We start from the raw sequence: 23,793 nt of genomic DNA, 5'->3' as shown, positions 1-23,793 counted from the left end.
GCTCAGGCGACGCAGCCGCACGCGGCGCCTTTCGGTTCCACACCTGGGCCGCGGCCTGCGGAGACCGTCAGCGGACGCGTTGCTTCGGGGCGCGGTCCAGCCGGAGGCGGATCGCCGTCGGCAAGGTCTCCCGCCCCAGTGCGCGGCGAGCGCGGGAGAGGACCTTCTCGTCCAGCTCTTCCCACACGTGCCGGACGTTGGTCCCCTCCTTCAGCGACAGGGTCAGGCGCAGCGACGGGGACCGCTCGCTGCCCGCCATCCGCACCCGGGCCCGCTGGACGCCCGAGACCTGCTCGGCGTCGGTGCGCACGGCGTTGGCCAGCGCAGCCGAGGTGACGTGCAGATCGCCGGTGTCGGAGTGCTCCAAGCGCACGTCCGGGCGCTCCTCGGGGCGCAGCGCGCGCACCAGCCACCACAGGCCCAGCACGAACAGCAGCGCACCGAGGACCAGGCCGACGCCCGCGGCGAGCTGCGCGTTGTCCCGCAACCACTGCACGAGCAGCGGATCGGCCACCGGGCGTCGCGCCCGGAACACGCCCAGCACGCCGGAGCCGACCACCAGCACCGCGGCTCCCACCAACAGCGACAGCGCGCCCAGCAGGACCACGACGCCGCGCTCGAACCCCGCGGCGCGGCCGATCGGCGTGCTGCTCGGCTTGATCTCGGTCATCGGCGCTCCTCCGGCGGCTCGACCGACACCAGCACCTTCGGCGCCCTCGGCAGCGGCAGGTCACCGACGGCGCGCTCCGCGGTGGAGGTCAGCCGCTGGCGCAGATCACCGCTCTCCCGGAAGCGGGCCGCCGCCTTCACTCGCACCCGCTTGGCGCCCGCGGTGACGGTCGCGCCCGCGACCCCGTCCTGGTCGCGGACCTGGTGGCCGACCAGCCGAGCCAGGGAACGGCGGTCGGTGGTCACGGTGACCTCCGGTGCCGGGTCGTGCAGCCGCAGATCCCGGTGACCTGCGGTGATCGCGACGACCAGGAGCACCGCGCCGAGCACGACCAGTGCGATGGCGACGGCCCGGACCGTGGGGGAGGTCCACGTGAACCCGCTGAGCGCATCGCGGAGCGCGGCCGGGCCGAAGATCAGGCCCGGCGATCTCGGCCGGACCAGCGCCCAGGCCGCTTCGACGGCCAGCAAGGTTCCGGCGGCGGCCACCACGAGGCCGGCCAGGGCGGTGATCAGTCGTGCGAACAGGCGCATGGCTCACTCCACCCTCGGCGGCTCGGCCGGCGGGACCAAGGCGGACACGGTCACGTCGATGCTGCGCACCCGGCACCCCGCGATGCGCTGCAGCTCCGCGCTCACGCGCTCGCGCATGGAGGCGACGGTGTCGCGCACCGGGTCCGGGTAGCGCACCGCGACGGTGAGCCGGACCCGCAGTGCGTCGTCCGGACCGCTGACCTCGGCGGAGGCGGCGTGCTTGCGGCCGCTGCGCGCGCTGCCCGGGTCGACGTCGGCGGCGTGCGCAGCGATCTTGCGCAGCACCGCGGGCTGGACCTCCAGGCTCCCGCGCTGCTCGGCCTCCACGCTGAAGACGGGGTCCTCGGGCTTGGTCGCGACTGCGGTCATCGGCGGTCCTTGGCACGGCCGAGCAGGTCGCCGATCTCCAGCTCACCGTCGAGGATCCGGCCGACCACCAGGCCCACCACGCCGATCAGCAGCGCGATCAGGAACCCGCTGAAACCTCCGATCGCCGCGGCGGTGCCGAGGATCAGTCCGGAGATCAGTCCGGTCTGCGTCGCATTCATCTCCGAGCCTCCTGCAAGAGTGGTGAGCGGGTCATCGAACGCGGGGTGGCGCGTGGCGGCGCCGCCACCGGCACCGGACGCGGTGCAGCACGCCGCGCACTCCCCGCGGCCTGACCTCGACCACGACCGGCGCGTCGAAGCGGGAACCGTCTCCAGACCGCGCGCGCAACCGGGCGAGCCCGGCGGCGAAGGCCTCCGGGTCTCCTCCCACGTCCGGGTGGTTCGCCCGGACGAACGCGCGGATCTCGGCGCGCGTCGCCGGGTCCTGCTGCACGTCCGCCATTCTGCGCCTCCCGCCCGTCATCCGGTCGTCGACGGATCTTCGGCGGTCTCCACGTCGCAGACGTGGACGTCCACGGGGGTTCCGCCCCACCGCTGGGCCAGCGCGTCGCGCAGGTCCGCGACGGTCTCCGGCAGCGGCCGGTCGAGCCGCAGCACCACGCCGACCTCCACCGTCCCGTCCTCGCGCAGCCGCACGCCGGTGAGGCGGCGGCCGGGGTAGTAGGAGGCGATCTCGCCGAACGCGCCGCCGTGCAGCCGCGCCACCGACGGGTGCGCCAGCACCTGGTCGGCGAGCTCCTCGGCGGACGGCTGCTCCGGCAACGGGGTCTCCTCGGCGGATCGTGGTGCGGACGACGTCATTCCACGCGCGAGGGCGCGGGCTGCGTCGTCTCCTCCTCGTCGTCGCTGGGCAGGTGGATGTCGTTGACCACGATGTTGACCTCGATGACGTCGAGCCCGGTCATCCGCTCCACCGCGTTGATCACGTTGCGCCGCACGGCCCGCGAGAGGTCCACGATGGACGCGCCGTACTCGACGACGACGTCCAGGTCGATCGCCGCCTGCTTCTCACCGACCTCGACCTGCACGCCTGACGTGGAGGACGTGCCGGTGCCGCCCGGGATCCGGTCCCGCAGGGCGCCGAAAGCGCGGGACACGCCACCGCCCATCGCGTGGACCCCGGACACCTCGCGCGCGGCGATGCCGGCGATCTTCTGCACGACCGAGGCGGCGATGGTCGTCTTGCCCTGTGACGTCTCGTCGGGCGTGCGTGCTGGGGAACCGCTCCCGCGCGTCTCCGGGATGCGGCCCTCCGCGCTCGGAGCCTCCGACTGGGTGCCCTGACCGGACGACGTGCCGCTGTTCTGGGCCATGGAAATGCAGCTCCTTCCCGGTGACGCCGGATCGGTGGGTGTGGCGCGCGTGCACGGCCGCACCTGGTTCGAGGGTGTCCCAGGTGCGGTTGCGGCACCATTCGGTGCGCGGTGGGGCGTCACCTCCGCCCCACCTGTCACCCGTGCATTCTTCCGTAGCGCAAGAACAGCATCGAATCCGCGTGCAACACCGAGTCGAGCCGCATCCGGCGGAGCTGTTCCGCACCGGCGCCGGTGGCGATGCGGCCGGCACCACCGCTGGCCAGGACGGGTGAGAGGGTCAGGCAGAGCTCGTCGACGAGGTCCGCGTCGACCAGGCTGCCGAACAGCCGAGGGCCGCCCTCGCAGCCGATCCGGCGCAGCCCGCGGTCGTCCAGCGCGTCGAGCGCGGCGGCCAGGTCCACCCGATCGGTGCCCGCCACGACGACGTCCGCACCCGCGTCGGCGAGCGCGGCCCGGCGCTCGGCGGGAGCCGAGGCGCAGGTGATGAGGATCGGCGGGACGAGCGTGTCGGTCAGCAGCGGCGAGTCCAGCGGCAGCGAGGCTCGCGCGGACACCAGCGCGATCGGCGGCACCTCGGACAAACCCAGGCGGCGGCGCCGTTCGGCGCGCACCTCGGTGCGCTTGACGCCGCGGTAGCCCTCGGCCACCGCGGTGCCCAGTCCGACCAGCACCACGTCGGAGAGGTCGCGGATCAGCCCCAGCACCTTCTGGTCCACCGGGTGCGACAGCGCCCGGGAACTGCCTCCGGAGGTGACCGCGCCGTCCAGGCTGGACACGAAGTTGACCCGCACCCACGGGCGTTGCAGCTCCTCGGGGAAGGCGTAGTGGGCTTCGAGTTCGTCGCCCACGTCTCGCGCGCCGTCCACCGGCCAGAGTTCATCGACCACGTGCTCATCCCACCACGGGTGAGCAGGAGCACGTGGCGGTAGGGCGTGGTGAGGCGATGTCCGGTTATAGAGTCGGGCGCATGAATTTCGCCCGTCTGGTCGACCGCCGTCCCGAGATCACCCCGGACGAGCTGGTCCAGGCGATGACGCCGCCGCCCCGCTTCGAGGAGGCGCGCTTCGACACCTACATCCCCAACCCCGAGGAGCCCAGCCAGGCCGAGGCGGTGCGGGACTGCTCGGCGTTCGCCGAGCGCATCAACGCCTCCACGAGCGGTGGTGGCGGCTGGCTGCGCGGGATGTTCGGCGGCAAGAAGAAGGACCTCGGGGACAAGCGCGGGCTCTACCTCGACGGCGGGTTCGGCGTCGGCAAGACCCACCTGCTGGCCTCGCTGTGGCACGCGACCGAGGGCACCAAGTCCTACGGCACCTTCGTCGAGATCACCAACCTGGTGGGCGCGCTCGGCTTCGCCGAGACCGTGCAGCGGCTCTCGCAGCACCGGTTGCTGGCCATCGACGAGTTCGAGCTGGACGACCCGGGTGACACGATGCTGGTCACCCAGCTGATCGCCAAGCTCACCGACGCGGGCGTGCACGTGGCCGCCACGTCCAACACGCTGCCGGACAAGCTGGGCGAGGGCCGGTTCGCAGCGGCGGACTTCCTGCGCGAGATCCACGCGATGTCCGCCCGGTTCAGCGTGGTGCGGGTCGACGGCCCGGACTACCGGCACCGGGGGCTTCCCGAGGCGCCGCCGCCGATGGCCGAGGAGGAGCTCGCCCGGCTCGCCGAGGCCACCGACGGCTCGACGCTGGACGACTTCGACGAGCTCTGCGGGTTCCTCGCCCGGTTGCACGCCTCGAAGTACGGCCGCCTGGTCGACGGGGTCAGCGCGGTGCACCTCTCCGGCGTGCACGCGGCCCCGGACCAGGACGTGGCCCTGCGCCTGGTGGCGCTGGCCGACCGCCTCTACGACCGGGCGATCCCGGTCCGGGTCTCGGGGGCACCGCTGTCCGGCCTGTTCACCGAGGAGATGCTGCAGGGCGGCTACCGCAAGAAGTACCTGCGCGCGATCAGCCGCCTCACCGCGCTCTCCCGCGACCTCACCAAGTCCTGAGGCTCAGCTCGGCTTCGGTGGGGGAGGCTCCGGCGGAACCTCCCCCTCACGTCACCGGGCGAGGACGCCGGCGATGGCGTCGATGCCGGTGTCGAGGTCCTCGCGGCTGACCACCAGCGGTGGGGCGATGCGCAGCGTGCTGGCCTGGGTCTCCTTGCAGAGGACGCCCTGGGCCATCAGCGCTTCGCTGGCCGCGCGACCGGTCGGCCCGCCCGGGGCGATCTCGACACCCGCCCACAGGCCGCGTCCGCGCACTTCGGCGACGCCGTGGCCGATCAGCTCGCCGAGCCGTCGGTGCAGGTGAGCCCCCAGCTCGCGGGAGCGCTCCTGGAACTCGCCGGTGCGCAGCAGCCGGATCACCGCACGGCCCACGGCCGCCGCCAGCGGGTTGCCGCCGAAGGTCGAGCCGTGCTGGCCGGGCTGCAGCACGCCGATGACGTCGTCGCGGCCCACCACGGCCGAGACCGGCAGGATGCCGCCGCCCAGCGCCTTGCCCAAGGTGTAGAGGTCCGCGCGGACGCCGTCGTGCGCGCTGGCCAGCAGCTCGCCGGTGCGGGCGAGACCCGACTGGATCTCGTCGCAGATCAGCAGCGCGCCGTGCTCGTCGCAGACCCGTCGCAGCCGCGGCAGGTAGTCGGCGGGCGGCACGACGACCCCGGCCTCGCCCTGGATGGGCTCGACGAGCACCGCCGCGGTCCGCTCGCTGATCGCCGCCTCGACCGAGGTGGCGTCGCCGTAGTCGGTGAGGGTGAAGCCCGGGGTGTAGGGGCCGAACTCGTCGTGGGCCTCCGGATCGGTGGAGAACGAGACGATGGTCGTGGTGCGGCCGTGGAAGTTCGACCCGGCCACGATGATCTCCGCCTGGTTCTCGGGCACGCCCTTGACCTGGTAGGCCCACTTGCGGGCGATCTTGATCGCCGACTCGACGGCCTCCGCCCCGGAGTTCATCGGCAGCACCCGGTCGGTGCCGGTGAGCTCGGCGAGCTCCTGGCAGAACGGCCCGAGCTGGTCGTGGTGGAACGCGCGGCTGGTCAGGGTCAGCTTGTTCAGCTGCTCGGTGGCGGCGGCGACCAGCTCCGGGTGCCGGTGGCCGAAGTTCAGCGCCGAGTAGCCGGCCAGGAAGTCCAGGTAGCGACGACCGTCCACATCGGTCATCCAGGCGCCTTCGGCTTCGGCGATCACGACCGGGAGCGGGTGGTAGTTGTGCGCGCTGTAGCGGTCGTCGAGCGCCAGGAACTCGGTGGCGCGGTACCGGGTGTCGACGTGCGTGTGGGCGGTAGCCATGAGCACAAGGTTATGTCGACGATGCCGTGGATTTCAGTCGCCGAACCTTGCTTTCCGCGTCACTTCGTTGCGTTGATCCGGGTGAATCCGGCGGTTCGTTGCGCCGGTCGCCGACGTCACAGCATTCGCGAGTCGTAGCGGCCGCGCGCGTACTGCTCCAGCGCGCTGCGCAGGCGACGGGACTCCTGGCGGCGCGAGATCCACCCGCCGGTCGCGCCGACGGGGTAGATGCGGGCGCCGCCGTGGTAGCTGCGGACCCGGTGCCAGAGCGCGGAGCGCGGGACGGTGCCGTCGGCCATCCAGACGACCAGGGACGTCGACTTGCCCCTGCCCGCGACGCCGACCCGGGACACCTGGTGCCACGGGAGCTCGCGGGTGAAGCCGAACCGGTGCACGGCGATCCCGTCCGCGTTGACCTTCAGGCGCAGGCTCGGGGCCACCACCCGGCAGAACGACCAGACGGCTCCGATCAGCAGCAGCAGCGCCCCGAGCCGGAACACACCGCGGCCTTCCGTCACGGTGCCTTGGAAGAGCCGGAAGCCCATCTCCTGCGCGAGGTAGCCCGCCCCGGCCAGCAGCAGCGCGAACACCACGGTCCACATCGCCGCGGACACGCGCCCGCGCGTGCGGAACTCGGGTCCTGGCCCGTCCGTGCGCACGCGGTCCGGCCGTTGTTCCTGGGATTGCGTCGGACGCTTGTGCGGAGGTGAAGGGACGATCTTGTCCCGGATCGGCTGCGGAGCCGAAGCCGAAGCCGAAGCCGAAACCGGATTCGGCTTCGGTGTTGGAGCGGGAGCCGGTGCGGGTGCGGACGAGGCCGCCGCAGCCGCCACCGGTGGTGCCTGCGTGTAGGCCTGGGTGCCGCCCTTCTTCGGCGCCTGCGGGGACGCGGGCACCGGTTGCGGCGGGGCAGTGTCGGGGACCTGGGCGGTGCGCTGCAGCTCGGTCGCGTGCTGGGCGATCACCGCCGTGATCGTCTGCGGCAGCCAGCCGCTGCCCTGCGGGCTCGTCTCACCGATCCGGTCCAGCATCTGCGACGGGGTCGGCCTGGCCGCCGGGTCCTTGTCCAGGCACTCGGCCAGCAGGTCACGCAACCCGTCGGGCACCTGGCTCAGGTCGGGGTCGGAGTGGGCGACCTTGTACAGCATCGACGCGGTGCTCTCCTCGCCGAACGGTCCGCAGCCGGTCGCGGCGAAGACCAGCACCGCGCCGAGCGAGAACACGTCGCTGGGCGGTCCCACCTCGTCGCCGAGGGTCTGCTCCGGGGAGAAGAAGCCGGGGGTGCCCAGGAAGATGCCGGTCGCGGTGAGCGACTGGCCGGTCATCGCGCGGGAGATGCCGAAGTCGATGACGCGCGGCCCGTCCGGACCGAGCAGCACGTTGGCCGGTTTGAGGTCGCGGTGGACCAGCTCGGCGTTGTGGATGGCCACCAGCGCTTCGGCGAGCCCTGCGCCCAGGCTGCGCACGGTGGCTTCCGGCAGCGCGCCGTGGTCGGCGACCGCCTGGTGCAGCGTCGGCCCCGGCACGTACTCGGTGGCCAGCCAGGGTTGCTCGGCGTCTGGGTCGGCGTTGACCACCGCGGCGGTCCAGAACCCGCCGACGGCTCGCGCGGCGTCGGCCTCGCGGCGGAACCGCTCGCGGAACTCCGGGTCCTCGGCGAGGTCGGCCCGGATCACCTTGACCGCCACGACTCGTCCGCCGCGGGAGCGGCCGAGGTAGACCCCACCCATCGCTCCGCGGCCCAGTCGAGCCAGCAGCCGGTAGTCGCCGACCGTGGTCGGATCGCTGGCCAGCAACGGCTGCACGGCGTGTTCGCCCCCTAGATCGTCGAACGTCGCATGTGGGCTGTCCCCGGAGAAGAGCTTACGTACCCCTTGCTGTGGTGTCCGGAAGTCGTACCGGTCGGGGTGGTCCGTTCGCTTCGGTAATCGGTTACTTGGCTTCGTTCCAGATCTTTCACCACGAGCAGTGCTGTGGGTATGATCCGGCGCACCGTGACGTGGAACACGCCCGAGGATCGAGGGAGGCACGCCGTGACAGCCAGCGGACAACGCCCGGCAGTGGCGCTGCGCGGCATCGGCAAGCGGTTCCCCGGGGTGGTGGCCGTCGACGACGTGGCCTTGGAGGTCCTACCCGGCGAGGTGCACGTCTTCGCTGGTGAGAACGGCGCCGGCAAGTCGACGCTGATGAAGGTGATCGCTCAGGTCGAGCAACCCAGCAGCGGGCACGTCGAATTGGACGGAGTGCCGGTCACCTTCCAGGGGCCCGGCGCAGCGCGGCGGCTCGGTGTGTCCATGGTGCACCAGGAGTTCGCGCTCGCCCCCGACCTGTCGGTGGCCGAGAACCTGTTCATCGGGGACGAACCCGGTCGTGGGGGTTGGATCTCGCGCAGCGCCGAGCGCCGGGCCTCGCGTGAGCTGCTCGCCCGCGTCGGCCTCGACGTCGACCCCACGCGGCGGGTGGCACTGCTGTCCACAGCGGAGCAGCAGCGTGTCGAAATCGCCAAAGCCCTGGCGGTGGAGGCGAAAGTGCTCATCCTCGACGAACCGACGGCGAGCCTCACCGAACGCGAGGCCCAGGAGCTGTTCGGCATCGTCCGCGAACTCACCGGTCAGGGGATCGCTGTCCTCTACATCTCGCACCGGCTCGACGAGATCTTCGAGATCGGCGACCGCGTGACCGTGATGCGCGACGGGGCGCTGGTGGAGACCAGTCCTGTGTCGGAGCTGGACGAAGCCCGCCTGGTCCAGCTGATGGTCGGGCGTGAGGTCTCGAACCTCTACCCGCGCACCCACCAGGCACCCGGCGAGGTGCGGCTCGAGGTCGAGGGTCTCACCCGTGGCGACGAGGTCCGCGACGTGTCCTTCGAGGTCCGCGCCGGGGAGATCGTCGGCCTCGCCGGGCTGGTCGGCGCGGGGCGGACCGAGCTGGCGCGGGCGATCTTCGGCGCCGAACCGCCCGAGCGCGGGAGGATCACGAAGGACGGTCGCGAGCTGCGCGTCCGCGGTCCGGCCGACGCCATCGCCGCCGGGATCGGTTACCTCACCGAGAGCCGCAAGACCGACGGGCTGGCGATGCAGCTCGGCGTCGACAAGAACATCACCATGGCCAAGCTGCCGATGCTGCGCTACGGACTGATCGACCTGCAGTCCGAACGGCGCATCGCCGAGCGGCAGCGCGATTCGCTGCGCATCCGCGTCCCGAGGGTGGGGCGCCAGGCGCGGACGCTGTCCGGTGGCAACCAGCAGAAGGTCGTGCTGGCGCGCTGGTTGGAGACCGGGGCCGACGTGCTGTTCTTCGACGAACCGGGCCGCGGCATGGACGTCGGTGCCAAGTCGGAGATGTTCCAGCAGATGGATTCCCTTGCCCAGCAGGGGAAAGCGGTCGTGCTGATCTCCAGCTACCTGCCGGAGCTGCTGAACATGTGCGACCGGATCCTGGTGATGCGCGGCGGTCGGATCACCGGTGAGGTGCAGCGCACCGAGTTCTCCGAAGAACGCGTGGTCGCATTCGCGACCGGAGCGAAGGGCAACCATGACTGAGCAGACCAAGACACCGTCCACTGCGGACGGTGGACTGCTGGGCGGCCTGAGCGACCGGCTTTCCGGCGCGGTCTCCCAGGTGGCCGCGGCCGGCGCACTGATCGTCGTGTTCATCGTGCTGTCGATCATCGCGCCGTCGTTCCTGACCGCCGACAACCTGTTCAACCTCGGGTCGCAGACCTCGGTGAACGCGGTGATGGCGGTCGGCGTGACGCTGGTGATCATCACCGGCGGCATCGACCTGTCGGTGGGGTCGGTGGCCGCGTTGTCCGGGGTGATCGGCGTGATGCTGATGGCCGAGCACGGGTTCAACCCGCTGCTGGGCATCGTCGGCGGGCTCGCCGTCGGTGCGGTGGCCGGGCTGGTCAACGGGTTGCTGGTGTCGGTGGTCGGGTTGCCGCCGTTCATCGCCACCCTCGGCATGCTCAGCGTGGGGCGCGGCCTGGTGCTGATCGCCACCGGGGCGGTCGCGGTCTTCGGCGCACCGGACTCGTTCCGGCTGCTCGGGCAGGGCGTCGTCGGGATCGTGCCGATCCCGGTGCTGCTGATCGTGGTGGTCGCGGTGCTCGGGTACGTGGTGCTCACCCGCACCCGGCTCGGCCGCTACGCGTACGTGATGGGTTCGAACATGGAAGCCGCGCGGCTCTCCGGTGTTCCGGTCAAGCGCTACATCACTTCGGTGTACGTGCTCTCCGGTGCGCTGGCCGGGCTCGGCGGCATGATCGCGGCGTCGCGGATCAACTCCGGCCAGCCGAACTTCGGCGAAGGCTTGGAGCTCGACGTGATCGCGGCGGTCGTCATCGGCGGCGCCAGCCTCTTCGGCGGGCGCGGGACCGTGCTCGGCTCGCTGATCGGGGCCTTCCTGGTCGCGGTCATCCGCAACGGCGCGGTGCAGCTCAACATCGGCACCTTCTACCAGAACGTGCTGATCGGCGTGATCATCTGGCTGGCCGTCTGGTGGGACTACTACCAGCGCCGCAAGCTCGGCGGCGACGTCGGGTAGCCACTTCCGCGATGAGCAAGGGAGCTCTGCGATGAAGAAGGTACTGACCGCAACGTGCGCGTTGCTGGTGCTGGCGGCCACGGGCTGCAGCGTCGGCGTGCGCGAGCAGACCGGAGGCGGCCAGCAGGACGGTGGCCCGATCAAGATCGCGGTGGTGCCCAAGGCGATCGGCTTCGACTTCTGGGAGAAGGTCCGGGTCGGCGCCGAGTGCGCCGGGTCCAAGCACCAGGACGTCGAGCTGCAGTGGGACGGCGTCAGCGCGGAGAGCGACGTCAGCGGCCAGCAGAGCCTGCTGCAGGACATGCTCGCCCAGGGCAACGTCAAGGGCCTGGTGTACGCGGCCACCGACGCCAAGGCACTGGCCGACGTCACCAAGACCGCGCAGGGCCAGGGCACCACGGTGGTCAACATGGACTCGGGCACCACGCCGCAACCACCGGACGTGCCGGTGTTCGCCACCAACAACGTCGCCGCCGCCGAGCAGGGCACCGACGAGCTGGCCACGCAGCTGGGCGGTCAGGGCAAGGTGGCCTTCATCGAGTTCCAGGCCGGCACCAGCACGAACGAAACCCGCGGCCAGGGCTTCAAGAACGGTCTCGCGAAGCACCCGGGTCTGCAGCTGGTGGCGCAGCAGTCCAGCGACAGCGATTACAACAAGGCGCTGCAGGTCACCCAGGACATCCTGACCGCCAACCCGGACCTCAACGGCATCTACGCGGCCAACGAGCCCAGCGTGCTCGGCGCCGCCGAGGCGGTCCGGCAGTCCGGCAAGGCCGGTCAGGTCAAGATCATCGGCTGGGACACCTCGGAGGGGCAGATCCAAGCCCTGCGCGATGGCGTGATCACCGGTCTCATCGCCCAGAACCCGTTCAAGATGGGCTATGCGGCGGTGAACGCCGCGGTCACCAAGATCCGCGGGAGCGGCGAGCAGAACGCCAGCACCGACACCGGGGCCACCTTGATCACCAAGGAGAACCTGGATTCCCCGGAGGTCCAGAAGCTCCTCAACCCCAGTTGCGAAAACCCACCGGAGTGACGCAGAACGTCCAGTGGTGAGGGAGCGGCACCGGCTTCGGCCGGTGCCGCTGTTGTCGTTCCCGGTGCTCTCCGCGCCTGATCCAGCTGCGGGTCCACCCCGGCTGTGCTGTCGTGGGTTGGCGGCATTTCGCGAGTCCGGCTCGCGTGCCGATCTGCCAGTTCATGGCATCGGGGGGCTCATGTTCGACTGGCATCGGGATCCGACGTGTCCGTTCCGCCGTCGTGCGACGAGAGTGGCAGGTGTGGCGTTGAGCGTGGCGCTCTGCGGCTGCGCACCCTCGGCGGTGGCGACCCTGCACGAGCAGCCGAGGGCTGCCGTGCAACCGAGCGCTCCTGCGCAGCTCGCCCGGCACACCGGGGCACCGGCGCACGCCGTCGAGGCGGTCGACGAGCGAGCTGCCGAACTCGACGGCGAGTTCGGCGTGGCCGTGATCGACCGCGTGACGGGGGAGTTCGCGAGGGGGGCGAATGCGGAGTTACCGATGTACTCAGCCTCCTTGGTCAAGATCATCGCCGCAGTCGAGCTCGTCGAACGCGGCCCGCTCACCCCGCAAGACCGTTCACTCCTCCAGCGCGCGCTCGGCCCGAGCGACGACGAGGCCATGAACGCGCTCTGGGACCGCCACGGCGGCGAATCCCTCATCACCGGCGCGGTGGCCCGGATGCACCTCCAGCAGACCCGGCCACCGGACGAGACGGGCCGGTGGGGACAAACGACCACCTCGGCGCGAGACCTCGCCGCCGTGTTCGACCACCTGCTCTCCCAGGTCTCCGTCGCCGACCGCGAGTTCCTCCTCTCCGCGTTGCACGCGGCCCCGGAGGAAGGTGCCGACGGCGTTGACCAGGACTTCGGACTCATGGCGGTGGACGCGCACGCGGTCAAGTCCGGCTGGATGTGCTGCCAGAAGGGCAAGGTGTGGCTGCACAGCGCCGGGGTCGTCGACCCCGAGCACCGGCGCTACGTCGTCGCGCTGCTCAGCGCGCAACCCAGTTCGGCCGGGTACGGGGGTGCCGGCGAGGAGCTCACCGAAGCAGCCCGGACCGCGCTCACGCCGCTGCGCTGACCTCCCGTCGCGTGGCCAGGCCGACGGCCAGCAGCAACGCCACCAAGACCCCCTGCACCAGCACCGCCACCGAGACGCCGGTGGTGGGCGCCAGCAGCGCCGTCGCCAGGACGAGGAGCGCGCCCACCACGGAGATCGCCGTCGAGGTCGTGCCCGCGCCGGCGAAACCGGCGTGCAGCAACCCGACCAGGACCAGGAACAGCGCCAGCGGTGCGGCCACGGTCAGCGCCGCGGCTGCCTCGCCGATGTGCGCCTCGTGGGCGCTGGCGTCGATGGCGACCTCCAGCCCGGCTCCCACCGCCGCCACCGAGGCGAACACGAAGATGTGGCTGTACCCCCACGTCAGGGCGGACTTGAGGTTGTCGCGCAGGCGGTCGACGGGGGATTGCTTGAAGTAGGTCCACCACATCGCGAAGATCATCAGCAACCCGCCGGTGCTGATCTCCAGCAGATCGGCCGACCAGCCGCCGTCAGCGACGTCCTCCTGCACCGCCGCCGTGACCGCCAGCACCACTTCGCCCAGCACGATGATCGTGAAGAGGCCGTAGCGCTCGGCGATGTGGTGCGGGTGCCACGTCGTCGACGAGTACCGCTCGGCGATGGCCGGGACCGCGAGCTCGGCGGCGACCAGGACGGCAAAACCGATCTCGCCGAAGGGGTGCGGCAACAGCAACCGCAGCAACCAGCCGACCTGCACCACGGCGATGCCGCCGGCGTAGCGCAGTGCACAGCCGCGCCCCTCCGGGTGCTCGGCGGCGGCCCGCAGCCACTGCGCGATCATGGCGACCCGCATCACCACGTAGCCGATCGTGACGATCGTGAAGTCGTAGTCGTGGAACGTCGCCGGGACGCCGGCGGCCAGCACCAGCACGCCGCCCATCTGCAACAACGTCAGCACACGGTAGGGCACGTCGTCGGTGTCGTAGGCCGAGGCGAACCAGGTGAAGTTCATCCACGCCCACCAGATGGCGAAGAACACCATCATGTAACCCACCGCGGTGGAAGCGAAGTGCCCTTCGGAGAGCCCGTGGTGCAGCTGCACCGCGGCTTGACCGACCGCGGCTACGAAGCACAGGTCGAACAGCAACTCCAGCGGAGTCGCCGCTCGGTGGGCCTCCTCCGGGTCGCGCGCGACCATCCGGCCACGCAGCGGCGGCATCTGACTGCTCATGGTGGTGGATTGTCGCAGTCGTGCACAGCTGTGGCGTGCGAGCCGGTCGGTGCAGGTAGGGGTGACACGTTGTCCACTGCGCATGACCGGAGCGCATGCGCTCGTGCACGCACCGTGCTGTAACCTCGTCACCGCAAGGGGGTCAGGGTCGGCTGTCGGGGGACGACCGGAGGAGCCGGGCGCGTGGTTCGCGCCCGGCTCCCCGTGTGTGTGCCCGCGCACTGTTGATCGGTGCCGTTCGACTGTCTTTGGCATGATCCGACGCGGCAGTGCGGCCGGAAGCGGAAGGAACGGTGTGGTGACCAAGATCGAACGCCTGGGAGTCGTCGGTGGCGGGCAGATGGGCGGGGGTATCGCCGAGGTCGGCGCCCGCGCGGGTCTGGACGTGATCGTCCGCGAGATCGATGACGACGCCGCTCGGGCGGCTCGCTCCCGGTTGTGGAAGTCGCTGAACCGCGCGGTCCAGAAGGGCAAGATGACCGAGGCGGAGCGCGACGAGACCCAGGAGCGCCTGCACTTCACCACCACGCTGTCCGACTTCGCCGACCGCCAGCTGGTGATCGAGGCGATCGCCGAGGACGAGGGCCTCAAGCTCGACGTCTTCAAGCAGCTCGACGAGCTGCTCACCGATCCGGAGGCCATCCTGGCCTCGAACACCTCGTCCATCCCGATCGCCAAGCTCGCCGGCGCCACCAAGCGCCCCGAGAAGGTCATCGGCGTGCACTTCTTCAACCCGGTCCCGGTGCTGAACCTGGTGGAGCTGGTCCCGTCCCTGCTCACCGCCGAGGACACGGTCGAGCGCGCCCGGAACTTCGCCACCGAGCAGCTGGGCAAGCAGACCATCCGCGCGGAGGACCGCTCCGGGTTCATCGTCAACGCGCTGCTGGTGCCGTACCTGCTCTCGGCCATCCGCATGTTCGAGGCCGGCCACGCCAGCGCCGAGGACATCGACAACGGCATGGTGCAGGGCTGCGCCCACCCGATGGGTCCGCTGCGGCTCTCCGACATGGTCGGGCTGGACACGCTCAAGGCCATCGCCGACTCGATGTACGAGGAGTACGCCGAGCCGACGTACGCCGCTCCGCCGCTGCTCAAGCGCATGGTCGACGCGGGCCTGAAGGGAAAGAAGAGCGGCAAGGGCTTCTACGACTACGAGTGAACGAGCCGGCCGGGCCGACGGTGATCACCCGGTCGGCCCGGCCCACTCGTCCTCGCCGATGGTGCCGCGCAGCGCGTCGACCGCGTGGTCGCGGTGCTCGGCGAGCAGGCGGACCAGGTCGGCGGCGCGTCGGTCCTGCGCCGCGGAGATGATCGCCTCGTGCTCGCGGCGGACGCGCGTCCGGTTGGTGCCGGAGTTGTAGTAGACCGCGCGGTAGGCGTCGGTGGCGTCCCAGAGCGTGCGCACCACGCGCAGCAAGCGCGGCATCCCGGCGGGCTCCAGCAGCGCGAAGTGGAAGCGGCGGTTGGCCGCGATCATCGCCACCAGGTCGCCGTCCTCCGCCGCCACCTCCACGTCCTGCCCGGCGTCGGTGATGCGCGCCAGGTCGGCGTCGGTGAGCCGGTCCGCCGCCACCGTCGCCGCCTCGGACTCCAGCAGCTCGCGCATCCGGTACACCTCGAGCAGGTCGGCCAGCGACAGCTCGGCCACCGAGTAACCCCGGTGCGGCTGGTAGACGACCTGCCCCTCGGCCTCGAGGGTCTTCAACGCCTCGCGCAGCGGGACGCGGCTGACGCCCATCCCCGCCGCGATGGAGTCCTGCCGGATCGGCTGGCCCGGTTGCAGCTCGCCCGACACGATCGACCTGCGCAGCTCGTCGAGCACGTACTCCTGGGTGGTGGGCGGTCTGCGCATCACGGGTCTCCCACGTCGGCTGCGGACACGCGGGCGCCGAGAACGGCTTGACCGCGCCTCGATCAACTGTATATTGGATCCAAATTTCCGGACGCGCAAGCGACCTGCTGCGCGCCCTCGGAAAGGGTGTGGTCATGGAATCGCTGCCGTTGGACGGCGTGGTCGTCGCGGACTTCAGCCGGGTGCTGGCCGGGCCGTACGCGACGATGCTGCTGGCCGACCTCGGAGCCACCGTGATCAAGGTGGAGCGGCCGGGCAAGGGCGACGACACGCGTTCCTGGGGTCCGCCCTGGACCGAGAACAGCTCCGCCTACTTCGAGTCCGTCAACCGCGGGAAGCGCAGCATCGCCCTCGACCTGTCCGACGCGCAGGACCGGGAATCCGCGCTCGAGCTGGTGCGGCGGGCCGACGTGCTGGTGGAGAACTTCAAGGTGGGCTCGCTCGCGCAGTACGGCCTGGACGCCGAGTCCGCGCTCGAGCTCAACCCGCGGCTCGTGTACACCTCGATCTCCGGTTTTGGCTCCAAGCAGGGCGCCGACCTGCCCGGGTACGACTTCGTGGTGCAGGCGCTGGGCGGTCTGATGAGCATCACCGGTGAACCCGACCGGCCACCGGTGAAGGTCGGCGTCGCCGTGGTCGACGTGCTCACCGGCAAGGACGCGGCGCTGGGCATCATGGCCGCGCTGCGGCACCGCGACAGGACGGGTCAGGGACAGCACGTCGAGGTCAACCTGATGTCGAGCCTGCTGGGGTCGCTGGCCAACCAGACGTCGAGCCTGCTGACGACCGGGGTCGCGCCGCAGCGGATGGGCAACCAGCACCCGAGCATCGCCCCCTACGAGACCTTGCGCTGCGAGGACGCCTTCCTGGCCGTGGCCATCGGCAACGACGCGCAGTTCCGCAAGCTCTGCGATGCGCTGGGGCTGGTCGCGATGCCCGACGACCCCGACTTCGCCACCAACGCCCAGCGCGTCGCCCACCGCGAGGAGATGGTGCGGCAGTTGGAGAACGTGCTCGGTGCACGTCCGGCCGCCGACTGGCAGCAGCGGTTGCAGGGCATCGGGATCGCCTGCGGGCAGGTCAACGACCTCTCCCGGGCCGTCCACTACGCCGAGTCGCTGGGCCTGCGCCCGGTGGTCGACCCGGGTGGCGGTGCGGCGATGCAGGTGCGGATGCCCATCGACTTCTCCGGGCACGGCAGCGCCGAGGTGACCCCACCGCCGCTGCTGGGCCAGCACGAGGAAGAGGTCCTCGCCTGGTTGCGGGACCCCGAACAACAGCTTCCCCCGATCTCGTCCAGGAGGGACCTCTCATGAGCGCCGCCGGAAACCGTCCGAAGTTCAACCCCCACGACCCGCTGGGCATCGACGCCGAGTTCACCCCGGAGCAGCTGGCGATCCGCGACAGCGTCCGCGCGCTGTGCCGCGACCACGTCGAGCCGCACGTCGCCGAGTGGTACGAGAACGGGGAGTTCCCGCAGGCGCGCGAGCTGGCCCGCGAACTGGGCAAGCTCGGCGTGCTCGGCATGCACCTGGAGGGCTACGGCTGCGCCGGTCTGTCCGCTGTGGACTACGGGATCGCGTGCGAGGAGCTGGAGGCCTGCGATTCCGGGTTGCGTTCGCTGGTGTCGGTGCAGGGTTCGCTGGCCATGTTCGCGATCTGGCGCTGGGGTTCGGAGGAGCACAAGCAGCGCTGGCTGCCGCAGATGGCGGCCGGTGAAGCGATCGGCTGCTTCGGCCTGACCGAGCCCGACCACGGCTCCGACCCGTCGTCGATGCGCACCTCCGCCCGCCGCGACGGCTCCGACTGGGTTCTCAACGGACGCAAGATGTGGATCACCAACGGCAGCATCGCCTCGGTCGCGGTGGTCTGGGCGCAGACCGACGAGGGCGTGCGCGGCTTCGTGGTGCCCACCGACACCCCGGGCTTCTCGGCGCCGGAGATCAAGCGCAAGCTCTCGCTGCGCGCCTCGGTGACCGCGGAACTGGTGCTCGACGACGTCCGGCTGCCGGCCGACGCCGTGCTTCCCGAGGTCACCGGTTTGCGCGGTCCGCTGTCCTGCCTCAACGAGGCCCGCTACGGCATCGTGTGGGGCTCGGTCGGCGCGGGGCGCAGCTGCCTGGAGGCGGCGCTGGACTACGCGACCAGCCGCGAGCAGTTCGGCCGCCCGATCGCGGGTTTCCAGCTCACGCAGTCCAAGCTCGCCGACATGGCGGTGCGGGTGCAGAACGGCCGGCTGCTGGCCCTCCACCTGGGCCGCCGCAAGGACGCCGGTGAGCTGAGCCCCCAGCAGGTCAGCTTCGGCAAGCTGGACAACGTCCGCGGTGCGCTGGAGGTCGCGCGCACCGCGCGGACCATCCTGGGCGCCAACGGGATCTCGCTGGAGTACCCGGTGATCCGGCACATGACCAACCTGGAGTCGGTGCTGACCTACGAGGGCACCAGCGAGATGCACGCGCTGACCATCGGCCAGGCGCTCACCGGGATCCCCGCCTTCCGCGGATGACGGGTACGTCACCTTAGCCTTGCTAAGGACTGTCCGGAGTCAGAGGCTGTCAGGACCTGTGACGAGGGGGTCTTGATGTCAGCCGTGGCGGTCGGGCAGCGCAGCGTCGGGATACCGCGGGTGCTCTCGTCGGTGGCCGCGGTGGTGACCGTCGGCGTGTTCCCGGTGTTCCTGGTCGGTGGGCTGGGCGTGCAGCTGCAGCAGGACCTGCGCTTCGGCGCGGCGCTGCTCGGCGTGGGCGCGGCCGGGTTCTTCGGCGTGGCGTCGGTGTCCTCGCGCGGCATGGGTTGGGTCGTCGAGCGCATCGGTGCCCGGCTCGGCATGCGCATCGGCGCCCTCGGCAGCTCGCTGTGCCTGTTCGGCCTGTCGGCCGCGCCGAACGCGGTGTGGCTGCTGGGCCTGCTCTGGCTGGCCGGGCTGCCCAACTCGCTGGCGCAACCGGCGTCGAACCTGCTGATCGCGCAGGGCATCCCCGCTCATCACCGGGGCATGGGCTTTGGCGTGAAGCAGTCGTCGATCCCCGTCGCCACGTTGCTGGCGGGTGTGGCGGTGCCGGGCATCGCGCTCACCATCGGCTGGCGCTGGGTGTTCCTCATCGGTGGCGTGATCGGATTGCTCGCGGCGACGGCGGTGCCGCAGCTGCCGCAGGCCGAACGGTCCCGGGCCGCCCGCACGGGGCACGGCGGCACCGGTGGGAACTTCACCGCGTTGCTGCTCATCGCGATCGCCGGCGGTCTCGGTTCGGCGGCGGCCAACGCGCTCGGCGCGTTCGTCACGACCACCGCCGTCGAGGTCGGCTTCAGCCCCTGGGCGGCCGGGCTGGTGCTCTCGCTGGGGTCGGCCGCGGGCCTGACGATCCGGCTGCTGGCCGGGGTGGCCGCCGACCGGAGGGACCCCGACCTGATCCGCGTCATCACGGTCATGCTGCTGGTCGGGTCGCTCGGGTTCGGCCTGATGGCGGTGGACTCGCAGCCGGCTTTCCTCATCGGCGTCGCCGTCGGCTTCGGCGCGGGCTGGGCGTGGCCGGGCCTGCTGAACTTCGCGGTCGCCAAGATCGCCCCGGACCGGGTGGCCAGCGCGACCTCGTTCACCCAGACCGGCATCTACTTCGGCGGCAGCCTCGGCCCGCTGCTGTTCGGGCTCCTCGCCGAGCACGCCGGGCTGGCCGGTGCCTGGCTCGCCGCCGGGCTCTGCGCCATCACCGCCGCTGTCCTGCTGCTCTTCGTCCGCCGCTGAAGCGGCCTGACGTGCGGGCCATGCCGCCGTGCAGCAAGCGGTACGGGGGCGGGGTCGGGGTACCCGGGTCGGGCCGCCAGTCGGCCAGGTGGGTCGGAGCGGGCGGGACCTGGGTGAAGTCGCCGAAGAACGCGTCGATGCGCTCGGTGCTGCGCAGGTGCAGCGGGTCCGCGGTCTCGGCGTAGAAGTCGGCGAGGGTGCGCGCCCGCGGCAGGTCGTGGGTGTCGGTGACGTGCGAGATGAGCAGGTGGCTCCCCGGCACGAGCCGCTCCCGGTAGTGCGCGACCAGGCCCTCGGGGTCGTCGGAGTCCGGGATGAAGTGCAGCACCGACGACATCAGCAGCGCGACCGGCTCGTCCACCGCCAGCAAGGCGCGAACCTCAGGCGACTCGAACACCGACTGCGGATCGCGGATGTCGGCGTGGGTGATGGCCGCGTTGAGCTCGGCGGCGAGCAGCGGCTTGCTGTGCCCGACGGTCAAGGGCTCGTTGTCCACGTAGACCACCCGGAAGTGGCGCGTGCGCTTGCGGGCGACCTCGTGCACGTGACCGATGGTGGGAATCCCCGAGCCGAGGTCGAGGAACTGCCGGACCCCGTGGGCGAGCAGGTACTCCACCGAGCGCCGCAAGAACGCGCGGCTCTCCCGGTAGGTCCCGGCGATGCCGGGCAGGGCCTTCTCGATGCGTTCCACCAGCGCGCGCTCCACCCCGAAGTTGTGGCTCCCGCCGAGGAACGCGTCCTGGAGCCGGGCGGCGGCAGGACGATCGATGTCCATCTCGCGGACCGGCGTGCTGCGCGTGTCGACCACGCTCTCACCTCTCCCCTCGCCCTGGAAATCGTACAGTAATCGGGATGTCACCTAGCGTGTTCGCATCGATCGGGGAGGCTGATCAACGCGCCCTTGTGGTGGTCGGACGCGCATATGACGATGAGCGTGCGGCAGTTCGAGTCAACTCAGACGACGCGGTCCCGGGAGGCAGATGTGTCCGATGTGCAGGCAGTGGTTTCGACCGGCAAAGGGCGTCCGGTCGAGGTCGTGACGATCAAGGTCCCGGACCCGGGGCCGGGCGAAGCGGTCGTGCGTGTCCAGGCCTGCGGGGTCTGCCACACCGATCTGCACTACCGGGAGGGCGGCATCAGCGACGACTACCCGTTCCTGCTCGGGCACGAGGCGGCCGGTGTCGTCGAGCAGGTCGGTGAGGGCGTCACCGACGTCGCCCCGGGCGACTTCGTGGTGCTCAACTGGCGGGCGGTCTGCGGCGTTTGCCGCGCCTGCAAGCGCGGTCGCCCGCAGTACTGCTTCGACACCCACAACGCCGCGCAGCCGATGACGCTGGCCGACGGCACCCCGCTGGAACCGGCGCTGGGGATCGGCGCGTTCGCCGAGAAGACGCTGGTCCACGCCGGGCAGTGCACGAAGGTCGACCCCTCCGCGCGGGCGGCGGTGGCCGGCCTGCTGGGCTGCGGGGTGATGGCCGGCATCGGCTCGGCGGTCAACACCGGTGGTGTCGGGCCGGGTGACACCGTCGCCGTCATCGGGTGCGGTGGCGTCGGCGACGGCGCGGTGGCCGGTGCGGCGATGGCCGGAGCGCGGCGCATCATCGCCGTGGACACCGACCCGAAGAAGCTGAGCTGGGCGCAGGACTTCGGTGCCACGCACACGGTCAACGCCGCGGAGCAGGACAGCGTCGAGGCGATCCGCGAGCTCACCGGTGGTTTCGGCGCGGACGTGGTGATCGACGCGGTCGGCCGCGTGGAGACCTTCAAGCAGGCCTTCTACGCCCGCGACCTGGCGGGCACCGTGGTCCTGGTCGGTGTGCCGACACCCGACATGACGCTCGACCTGCCGCTGCTGGACGTCTTCGGCCGCGGTGGTGCGATCAAGTCCTCCTGGTACGGCGACTGCCTGCCGGAGCGCGACTTCCCGATGCTCGTCGAGCTCTACCAGCAGGGCAGGCTGCCGCTGGAGAAGTTCGTGACCGAGGAGATCGCGCTCGACCAGGTGGAGAACGCCTTCGAGAAGATGCACCACGGCGAGGTCCTGCGCTCCGTGGTGACCTTCTGAACCTCGAACCCGAACCCGGTGGTGAACATGACCCTGCGAATCGACCACGCGGTGACGTCCGGAACGTTCTCGCTGGACGGTCAGACCTTCGACGTCGACAACAACGTCTGGGTCGTCGGTGACGACTCCGAGTGCGTGGTGCTCGACGCCCCGCACGACGTGACGGCGATCCGGCAGCTGATCGGCGACCGGACGGTGCGCGCCGTTCTGTGCACGCACGCCCACGACGACCACGTGCGCAAGGCGCCCGAGCTGGCCGACGCCGTCGGCGCCCCGATCCACCTGCACCCCGACGACGTGGTGCTGTGGAACATGACCCACCCCGACCGGGCGCCGGACCGGCAGCTGTCGGACGGCGAGGTGGTCGAGGTCGGCGGCGGGGAGCTGCGCGTGATGCACACACCGGGGCACGCGCCCGGCGCGGTGTGCTTCTACGCGCCCGCCCTGGGTGTGGTGTTCACCGGCGACACGTTGTTCGCCGGTGGGCCCGGGGCGACCGGCCGGTCCTATTCGGACTTCGGCGTGATCACGGATTCCATCCGGGACAAGCTGTTGCCCCTCCCACCGGAGACCGAGGTCCGGCCGGGGCACGGGGAGTCGACCACCATCGGCGACGTCCGGCCGCAGTTCGACGAGTGGGTGGCACGCGGCCACTGATCAGTCGCCGGTGCGAAGCTGGGGCGGCCCTCGCTCCCACTTTCGACTGATGAGCCGTCGCCGGACGGCGGGCAGGATCGTGAGCCCGCCGTCCGGCGTGCCGGTGTGGCGGGAGCGGCGTGCTGCGGAGGCCGGAACCCCCGACTCCGGTGTCCGCGGCACGCGTTGCCGGCGGAGCCGTGCTCGGTCCCGCGAGCCCGTTGCAGACAGGCAGGTGCGATGGTCGATCAGGTCGTCGGCGGGCTCGCGTTCTCCCGCTCCCGGTCGGGGCTCTGGAAGTGGGTGCTGATCCACCGGGTCACGCTCTTCGACGTCGCGTTCGTGCTGGCCGCCTCGGTGCTCTACGTCTTCGACGCGGCGCTGGCCGAGCACCCGCCGTCGATCCCGTGGTGGGTGCCGATGGCCATCGGCGGCCCGGCCGGTCTGCTGCTGACGCTGCGCCGCAGGCTGCCCTGGACGGTGCTGTTCGTGCTCGTCGCGACGACCGTCGGGCTGACGGCCCTCCACCTGAGCATCGGTGCGCTGAACCTGGTCATCCAGGTCGCCGTGTACTCGGTGTGCGTGCGCAGCACTCCGCCGATGATGGTGGCCGCCGCCGGGCTGGCGATGTGCTACCCGGTGGCGGACGCGGTCGCCTACGGGATGGGCCCGCTGATGGGTGCCCTGCGCGTCGTCGGCGCGGTGGTGAACCTGGTGATCGTGGTCGGCCTGGCCTACGCGGTGCAGATCGGGCGCCGGCGGGCCGAACAGCTCGAGCGCACCTTGACGATGCTGGACGACGCGCGCGACCAGCTCGCGGCCGACGCGGCGTCGATCGAACGCGCCCGCATCGCGCGGGAGTTCCACGACATCGTCTCGCACAACCTGTCGGTGGTGGCGCTGCGCGCGGGCGTGGCTCGGGCGGTGATCGACCGCGACCCCGACCACGCCCGGCAGACCTTGCAGGAGTTGGAGAGCAGTTCGCGCGGTGCGCTGGGGGAGATGCGCGACATGCTCACCGCGCTGCGCGAACGCGACGCGACCGGCAAGGAGACCATCGACTGGCAACCCACGCCGACGCTGGACGGGCTGGACGACCTGGTCGACTCGGTGCGCGGCGGGCACGTGAGCTGGAAGCTGGACCGACGCGGCCAGGTCCGCGAGCTCGGGCCGGGCGTGGAGATGACGGCCTACCGCATCGTCCAGGAGGCGATGACCAACGTCCTCAAGCACGCGGGAGCCGGACGTGCTCGGGTGCTGGTGGAGTACGGGGCGACGACTCTGCGCATCGAGGTGACCAACGAGCTCAGCGCTCTGGACGAGCAGGTGCAGCGGCCTGGGTCCCAACCGTCGGGTCACGGGTTGATCGGGCTGCGGGAACGCGTTGCGCTGCTGGGCGGAACCTTGACAGCACATCCGGTCATGAACGGATTTCGCCTGGAGGCCGTGTTACCGTGCCCGGAAAATCCGGACCTGGCCTGAGCCGTGG

General features: G+C 71.1%; 25 protein-coding genes. 12 read left to right on the top strand and 13 right to left on the bottom strand.

Going from position 1 to position 23,793, the window contains the following annotated elements; translation table 11 throughout:
• Positions 1 to 67: 67 nt before the first annotated feature.
• The 8 genes from amaP to EIL87_RS18800 form a co-directional block, all read right to left on the bottom strand.
• Entirely contained in the window at positions 68 to 670 is a 603-nt protein-coding gene (gene amaP, locus EIL87_RS18835) for an alkaline shock response membrane anchor protein AmaP (RefSeq protein WP_125091875.1), read from the bottom strand.
• Positions 667 to 1,203, bottom strand: coding sequence for a DUF6286 domain-containing protein (locus tag EIL87_RS18830; RefSeq protein WP_125091874.1), 537 nt, complete (start codon positions 1,201 to 1,203; stop codon positions 667 to 669). Before EIL87_RS18830 ends, amaP begins: the two co-directional genes overlap by 4 nt.
• A 3-nt stretch (positions 1,204 to 1,206) precedes the next feature.
• Positions 1,207 to 1,572: an Asp23/Gls24 family envelope stress response protein gene (locus tag EIL87_RS18825; RefSeq protein WP_125091873.1), complete on the bottom strand. Its 366-nt coding sequence runs from the start codon at positions 1,570 to 1,572 to the stop codon at positions 1,207 to 1,209.
• A complete protein-coding gene (locus EIL87_RS18820) occupies positions 1,569 to 1,751 on the bottom strand; it encodes a hypothetical protein (protein WP_125091872.1) in 183 nt (60 codons plus the stop codon). Before EIL87_RS18820 ends, EIL87_RS18825 begins: the two co-directional genes overlap by 4 nt.
• Positions 1,752 to 1,782: 31 nt before the next feature.
• A complete protein-coding gene (locus tag EIL87_RS18815; RefSeq protein ID WP_125091871.1) occupies positions 1,783 to 2,034 on the bottom strand; it encodes a hypothetical protein in 252 nt (83 codons plus the stop codon).
• Positions 2,035 to 2,051: 17 nt separating this feature from the next.
• Entirely contained in the window at positions 2,052 to 2,354 is a 303-nt protein-coding gene (locus tag EIL87_RS18810; protein ID WP_233576366.1) for a hypothetical protein, read from the bottom strand.
• Positions 2,355 to 2,389: 35 nt separating this feature from the next.
• Complete coding sequence (locus tag EIL87_RS18805; protein WP_125091869.1) at positions 2,390 to 2,905, bottom strand: Asp23/Gls24 family envelope stress response protein; 516 nt, start codon at positions 2,903 to 2,905, stop codon at positions 2,390 to 2,392.
• 137 nt (positions 2,906 to 3,042) lie between these two features.
• Complete coding sequence (locus EIL87_RS18800) at positions 3,043 to 3,795, bottom strand: pyrimidine reductase family protein (RefSeq protein ID WP_125091868.1); 753 nt, start codon at positions 3,793 to 3,795, stop codon at positions 3,043 to 3,045.
• 80 nt (positions 3,796 to 3,875) lie between these two features.
• Here EIL87_RS18800 and zapE point away from each other — a divergent pair, with 80 nt between their 5' ends.
• The gene (gene zapE, locus EIL87_RS18795) at positions 3,876 to 4,907 is read left to right on the top strand and encodes a cell division protein ZapE (protein WP_125091867.1); all 1,032 of its coding nucleotides are present in this window, start codon (positions 3,876 to 3,878) and stop codon (positions 4,905 to 4,907) included.
• 51 nt (positions 4,908 to 4,958) lie between these two features.
• Here zapE and rocD read toward each other — a convergent pair whose 3' ends face one another.
• Complete coding sequence (gene rocD / locus EIL87_RS18790; RefSeq protein WP_125091866.1) at positions 4,959 to 6,191, bottom strand: ornithine--oxo-acid transaminase; 1,233 nt, start codon at positions 6,189 to 6,191, stop codon at positions 4,959 to 4,961.
• A 116-nt stretch (positions 6,192 to 6,307) separates the two neighbouring features.
• On the bottom strand, positions 6,308 to 7,996 hold the full coding sequence (locus EIL87_RS18785; protein ID WP_125091865.1) for a serine/threonine-protein kinase: 1,689 nt from the start codon (positions 7,994 to 7,996) through the stop codon (positions 6,308 to 6,310).
• A gap of 228 nt (positions 7,997 to 8,224) precedes the next feature.
• Here EIL87_RS18785 and EIL87_RS18780 point away from each other — a divergent pair, with 228 nt between their 5' ends.
• From EIL87_RS18780 to EIL87_RS18765, 4 genes are all read left to right on the top strand, one after another.
• Complete coding sequence (locus EIL87_RS18780; RefSeq protein WP_233576365.1) at positions 8,225 to 9,733, top strand: sugar ABC transporter ATP-binding protein; 1,509 nt, start codon at positions 8,225 to 8,227, stop codon at positions 9,731 to 9,733.
• Complete coding sequence (locus EIL87_RS18775) at positions 9,726 to 10,736, top strand: ABC transporter permease (RefSeq protein ID WP_125091864.1); 1,011 nt, start codon at positions 9,726 to 9,728, stop codon at positions 10,734 to 10,736. The genes EIL87_RS18780 and EIL87_RS18775 overlap by 8 nt, the downstream gene beginning before the upstream one ends.
• 31 nt (positions 10,737 to 10,767) lie before the next feature.
• Positions 10,768 to 11,772 (top strand): substrate-binding domain-containing protein, encoded by a 1,005-nt coding sequence (locus EIL87_RS18770; protein WP_125091863.1) that lies wholly within the window; start codon positions 10,768 to 10,770, stop codon positions 11,770 to 11,772.
• Between the two features lie 256 nt (positions 11,773 to 12,028).
• On the top strand, positions 12,029 to 12,838 hold the full coding sequence (locus tag EIL87_RS18765; protein WP_233576389.1) for a serine hydrolase: 810 nt from the start codon (positions 12,029 to 12,031) through the stop codon (positions 12,836 to 12,838).
• On the opposite strand, the gene EIL87_RS18760 is transcribed toward EIL87_RS18765, so the two are convergent.
• On the bottom strand, positions 12,822 to 14,009 hold the full coding sequence (locus EIL87_RS18760; protein WP_233576364.1) for a low temperature requirement protein A: 1,188 nt from the start codon (positions 14,007 to 14,009) through the stop codon (positions 12,822 to 12,824). The two genes, EIL87_RS18765 and EIL87_RS18760, sit on opposite strands and share 17 nt — an antisense overlap.
• A 298-nt stretch (positions 14,010 to 14,307) precedes the next feature.
• Here EIL87_RS18760 and EIL87_RS18755 point away from each other — a divergent pair, with 298 nt between their 5' ends.
• Positions 14,308 to 15,168: a 3-hydroxybutyryl-CoA dehydrogenase gene (locus EIL87_RS18755; protein WP_125091861.1), complete on the top strand. Its 861-nt coding sequence runs from the start codon at positions 14,308 to 14,310 to the stop codon at positions 15,166 to 15,168.
• Between the two features lie 24 nt (positions 15,169 to 15,192).
• On the opposite strand, the gene EIL87_RS18750 is transcribed toward EIL87_RS18755, so the two are convergent.
• Positions 15,193 to 15,861, bottom strand: coding sequence for a GntR family transcriptional regulator (locus tag EIL87_RS18750; RefSeq protein ID WP_125091860.1), 669 nt, complete (start codon positions 15,859 to 15,861; stop codon positions 15,193 to 15,195).
• Positions 15,862 to 15,995: 134 nt separating this feature from the next.
• Here EIL87_RS18750 and EIL87_RS18745 point away from each other — a divergent pair, with 134 nt between their 5' ends.
• The 3 genes from EIL87_RS18745 (at position 15,996) to EIL87_RS18735 (ending at position 19,603) form a co-directional block, all read left to right on the top strand.
• Positions 15,996 to 17,177 (top strand): CaiB/BaiF CoA transferase family protein, encoded by a 1,182-nt coding sequence (locus tag EIL87_RS18745; RefSeq protein ID WP_125091859.1) that lies wholly within the window; start codon positions 15,996 to 15,998, stop codon positions 17,175 to 17,177.
• Entirely contained in the window at positions 17,174 to 18,367 is a 1,194-nt protein-coding gene (locus EIL87_RS18740) for an acyl-CoA dehydrogenase family protein (RefSeq protein WP_125091858.1), read from the top strand. Before EIL87_RS18745 ends, EIL87_RS18740 begins: the two co-directional genes overlap by 4 nt.
• Before the next feature lie 75 nt (positions 18,368 to 18,442).
• Positions 18,443 to 19,603 (top strand): MFS transporter, encoded by a 1,161-nt coding sequence (locus EIL87_RS18735; RefSeq protein WP_125091857.1) that lies wholly within the window; start codon positions 18,443 to 18,445, stop codon positions 19,601 to 19,603.
• Here EIL87_RS18735 and EIL87_RS18730 read toward each other — a convergent pair.
• Positions 19,566 to 20,411, bottom strand: a complete 846-nt coding sequence (locus EIL87_RS18730) for an SAM-dependent methyltransferase (protein WP_125091856.1) — start codon at positions 20,409 to 20,411, stop codon at positions 19,566 to 19,568. The genes EIL87_RS18735 and EIL87_RS18730 overlap by 38 nt on opposite strands.
• Positions 20,412 to 20,531: 120 nt before the next feature.
• Between EIL87_RS18730 and EIL87_RS18725 the strand changes: the two genes are divergently transcribed.
• The 3 genes from EIL87_RS18725 (at position 20,532) to EIL87_RS18715 (ending at position 23,786) form a co-directional block, all read left to right on the top strand.
• Positions 20,532 to 21,668 carry an S-(hydroxymethyl)mycothiol dehydrogenase gene (locus EIL87_RS18725; protein WP_125091855.1) on the top strand — a complete coding sequence of 379 codons (1,137 nt, stop codon included), beginning with the start codon at positions 20,532 to 20,534 and terminating at the stop codon, positions 21,666 to 21,668.
• A gap of 27 nt (positions 21,669 to 21,695) precedes the next feature.
• A complete protein-coding gene (locus EIL87_RS18720; protein WP_125091854.1) occupies positions 21,696 to 22,325 on the top strand; it encodes an MBL fold metallo-hydrolase in 630 nt (209 codons plus the stop codon).
• Positions 22,326 to 22,544: 219 nt separating this feature from the next.
• Positions 22,545 to 23,786, top strand: coding sequence for a sensor histidine kinase (locus EIL87_RS18715; protein ID WP_125091853.1), 1,242 nt, complete (start codon positions 22,545 to 22,547; stop codon positions 23,784 to 23,786).
• Positions 23,787 to 23,793 lie beyond the last annotated feature (7 nt).

It is taken from the genome of Saccharopolyspora rhizosphaerae (assembly GCF_003931915.1).
Lineage (GTDB): Bacteria > Actinomycetota > Actinomycetes > Mycobacteriales > Pseudonocardiaceae > Saccharopolyspora > Saccharopolyspora rhizosphaerae.
This window is presented reverse-complemented; position numbering and strand designations above follow the sequence as displayed.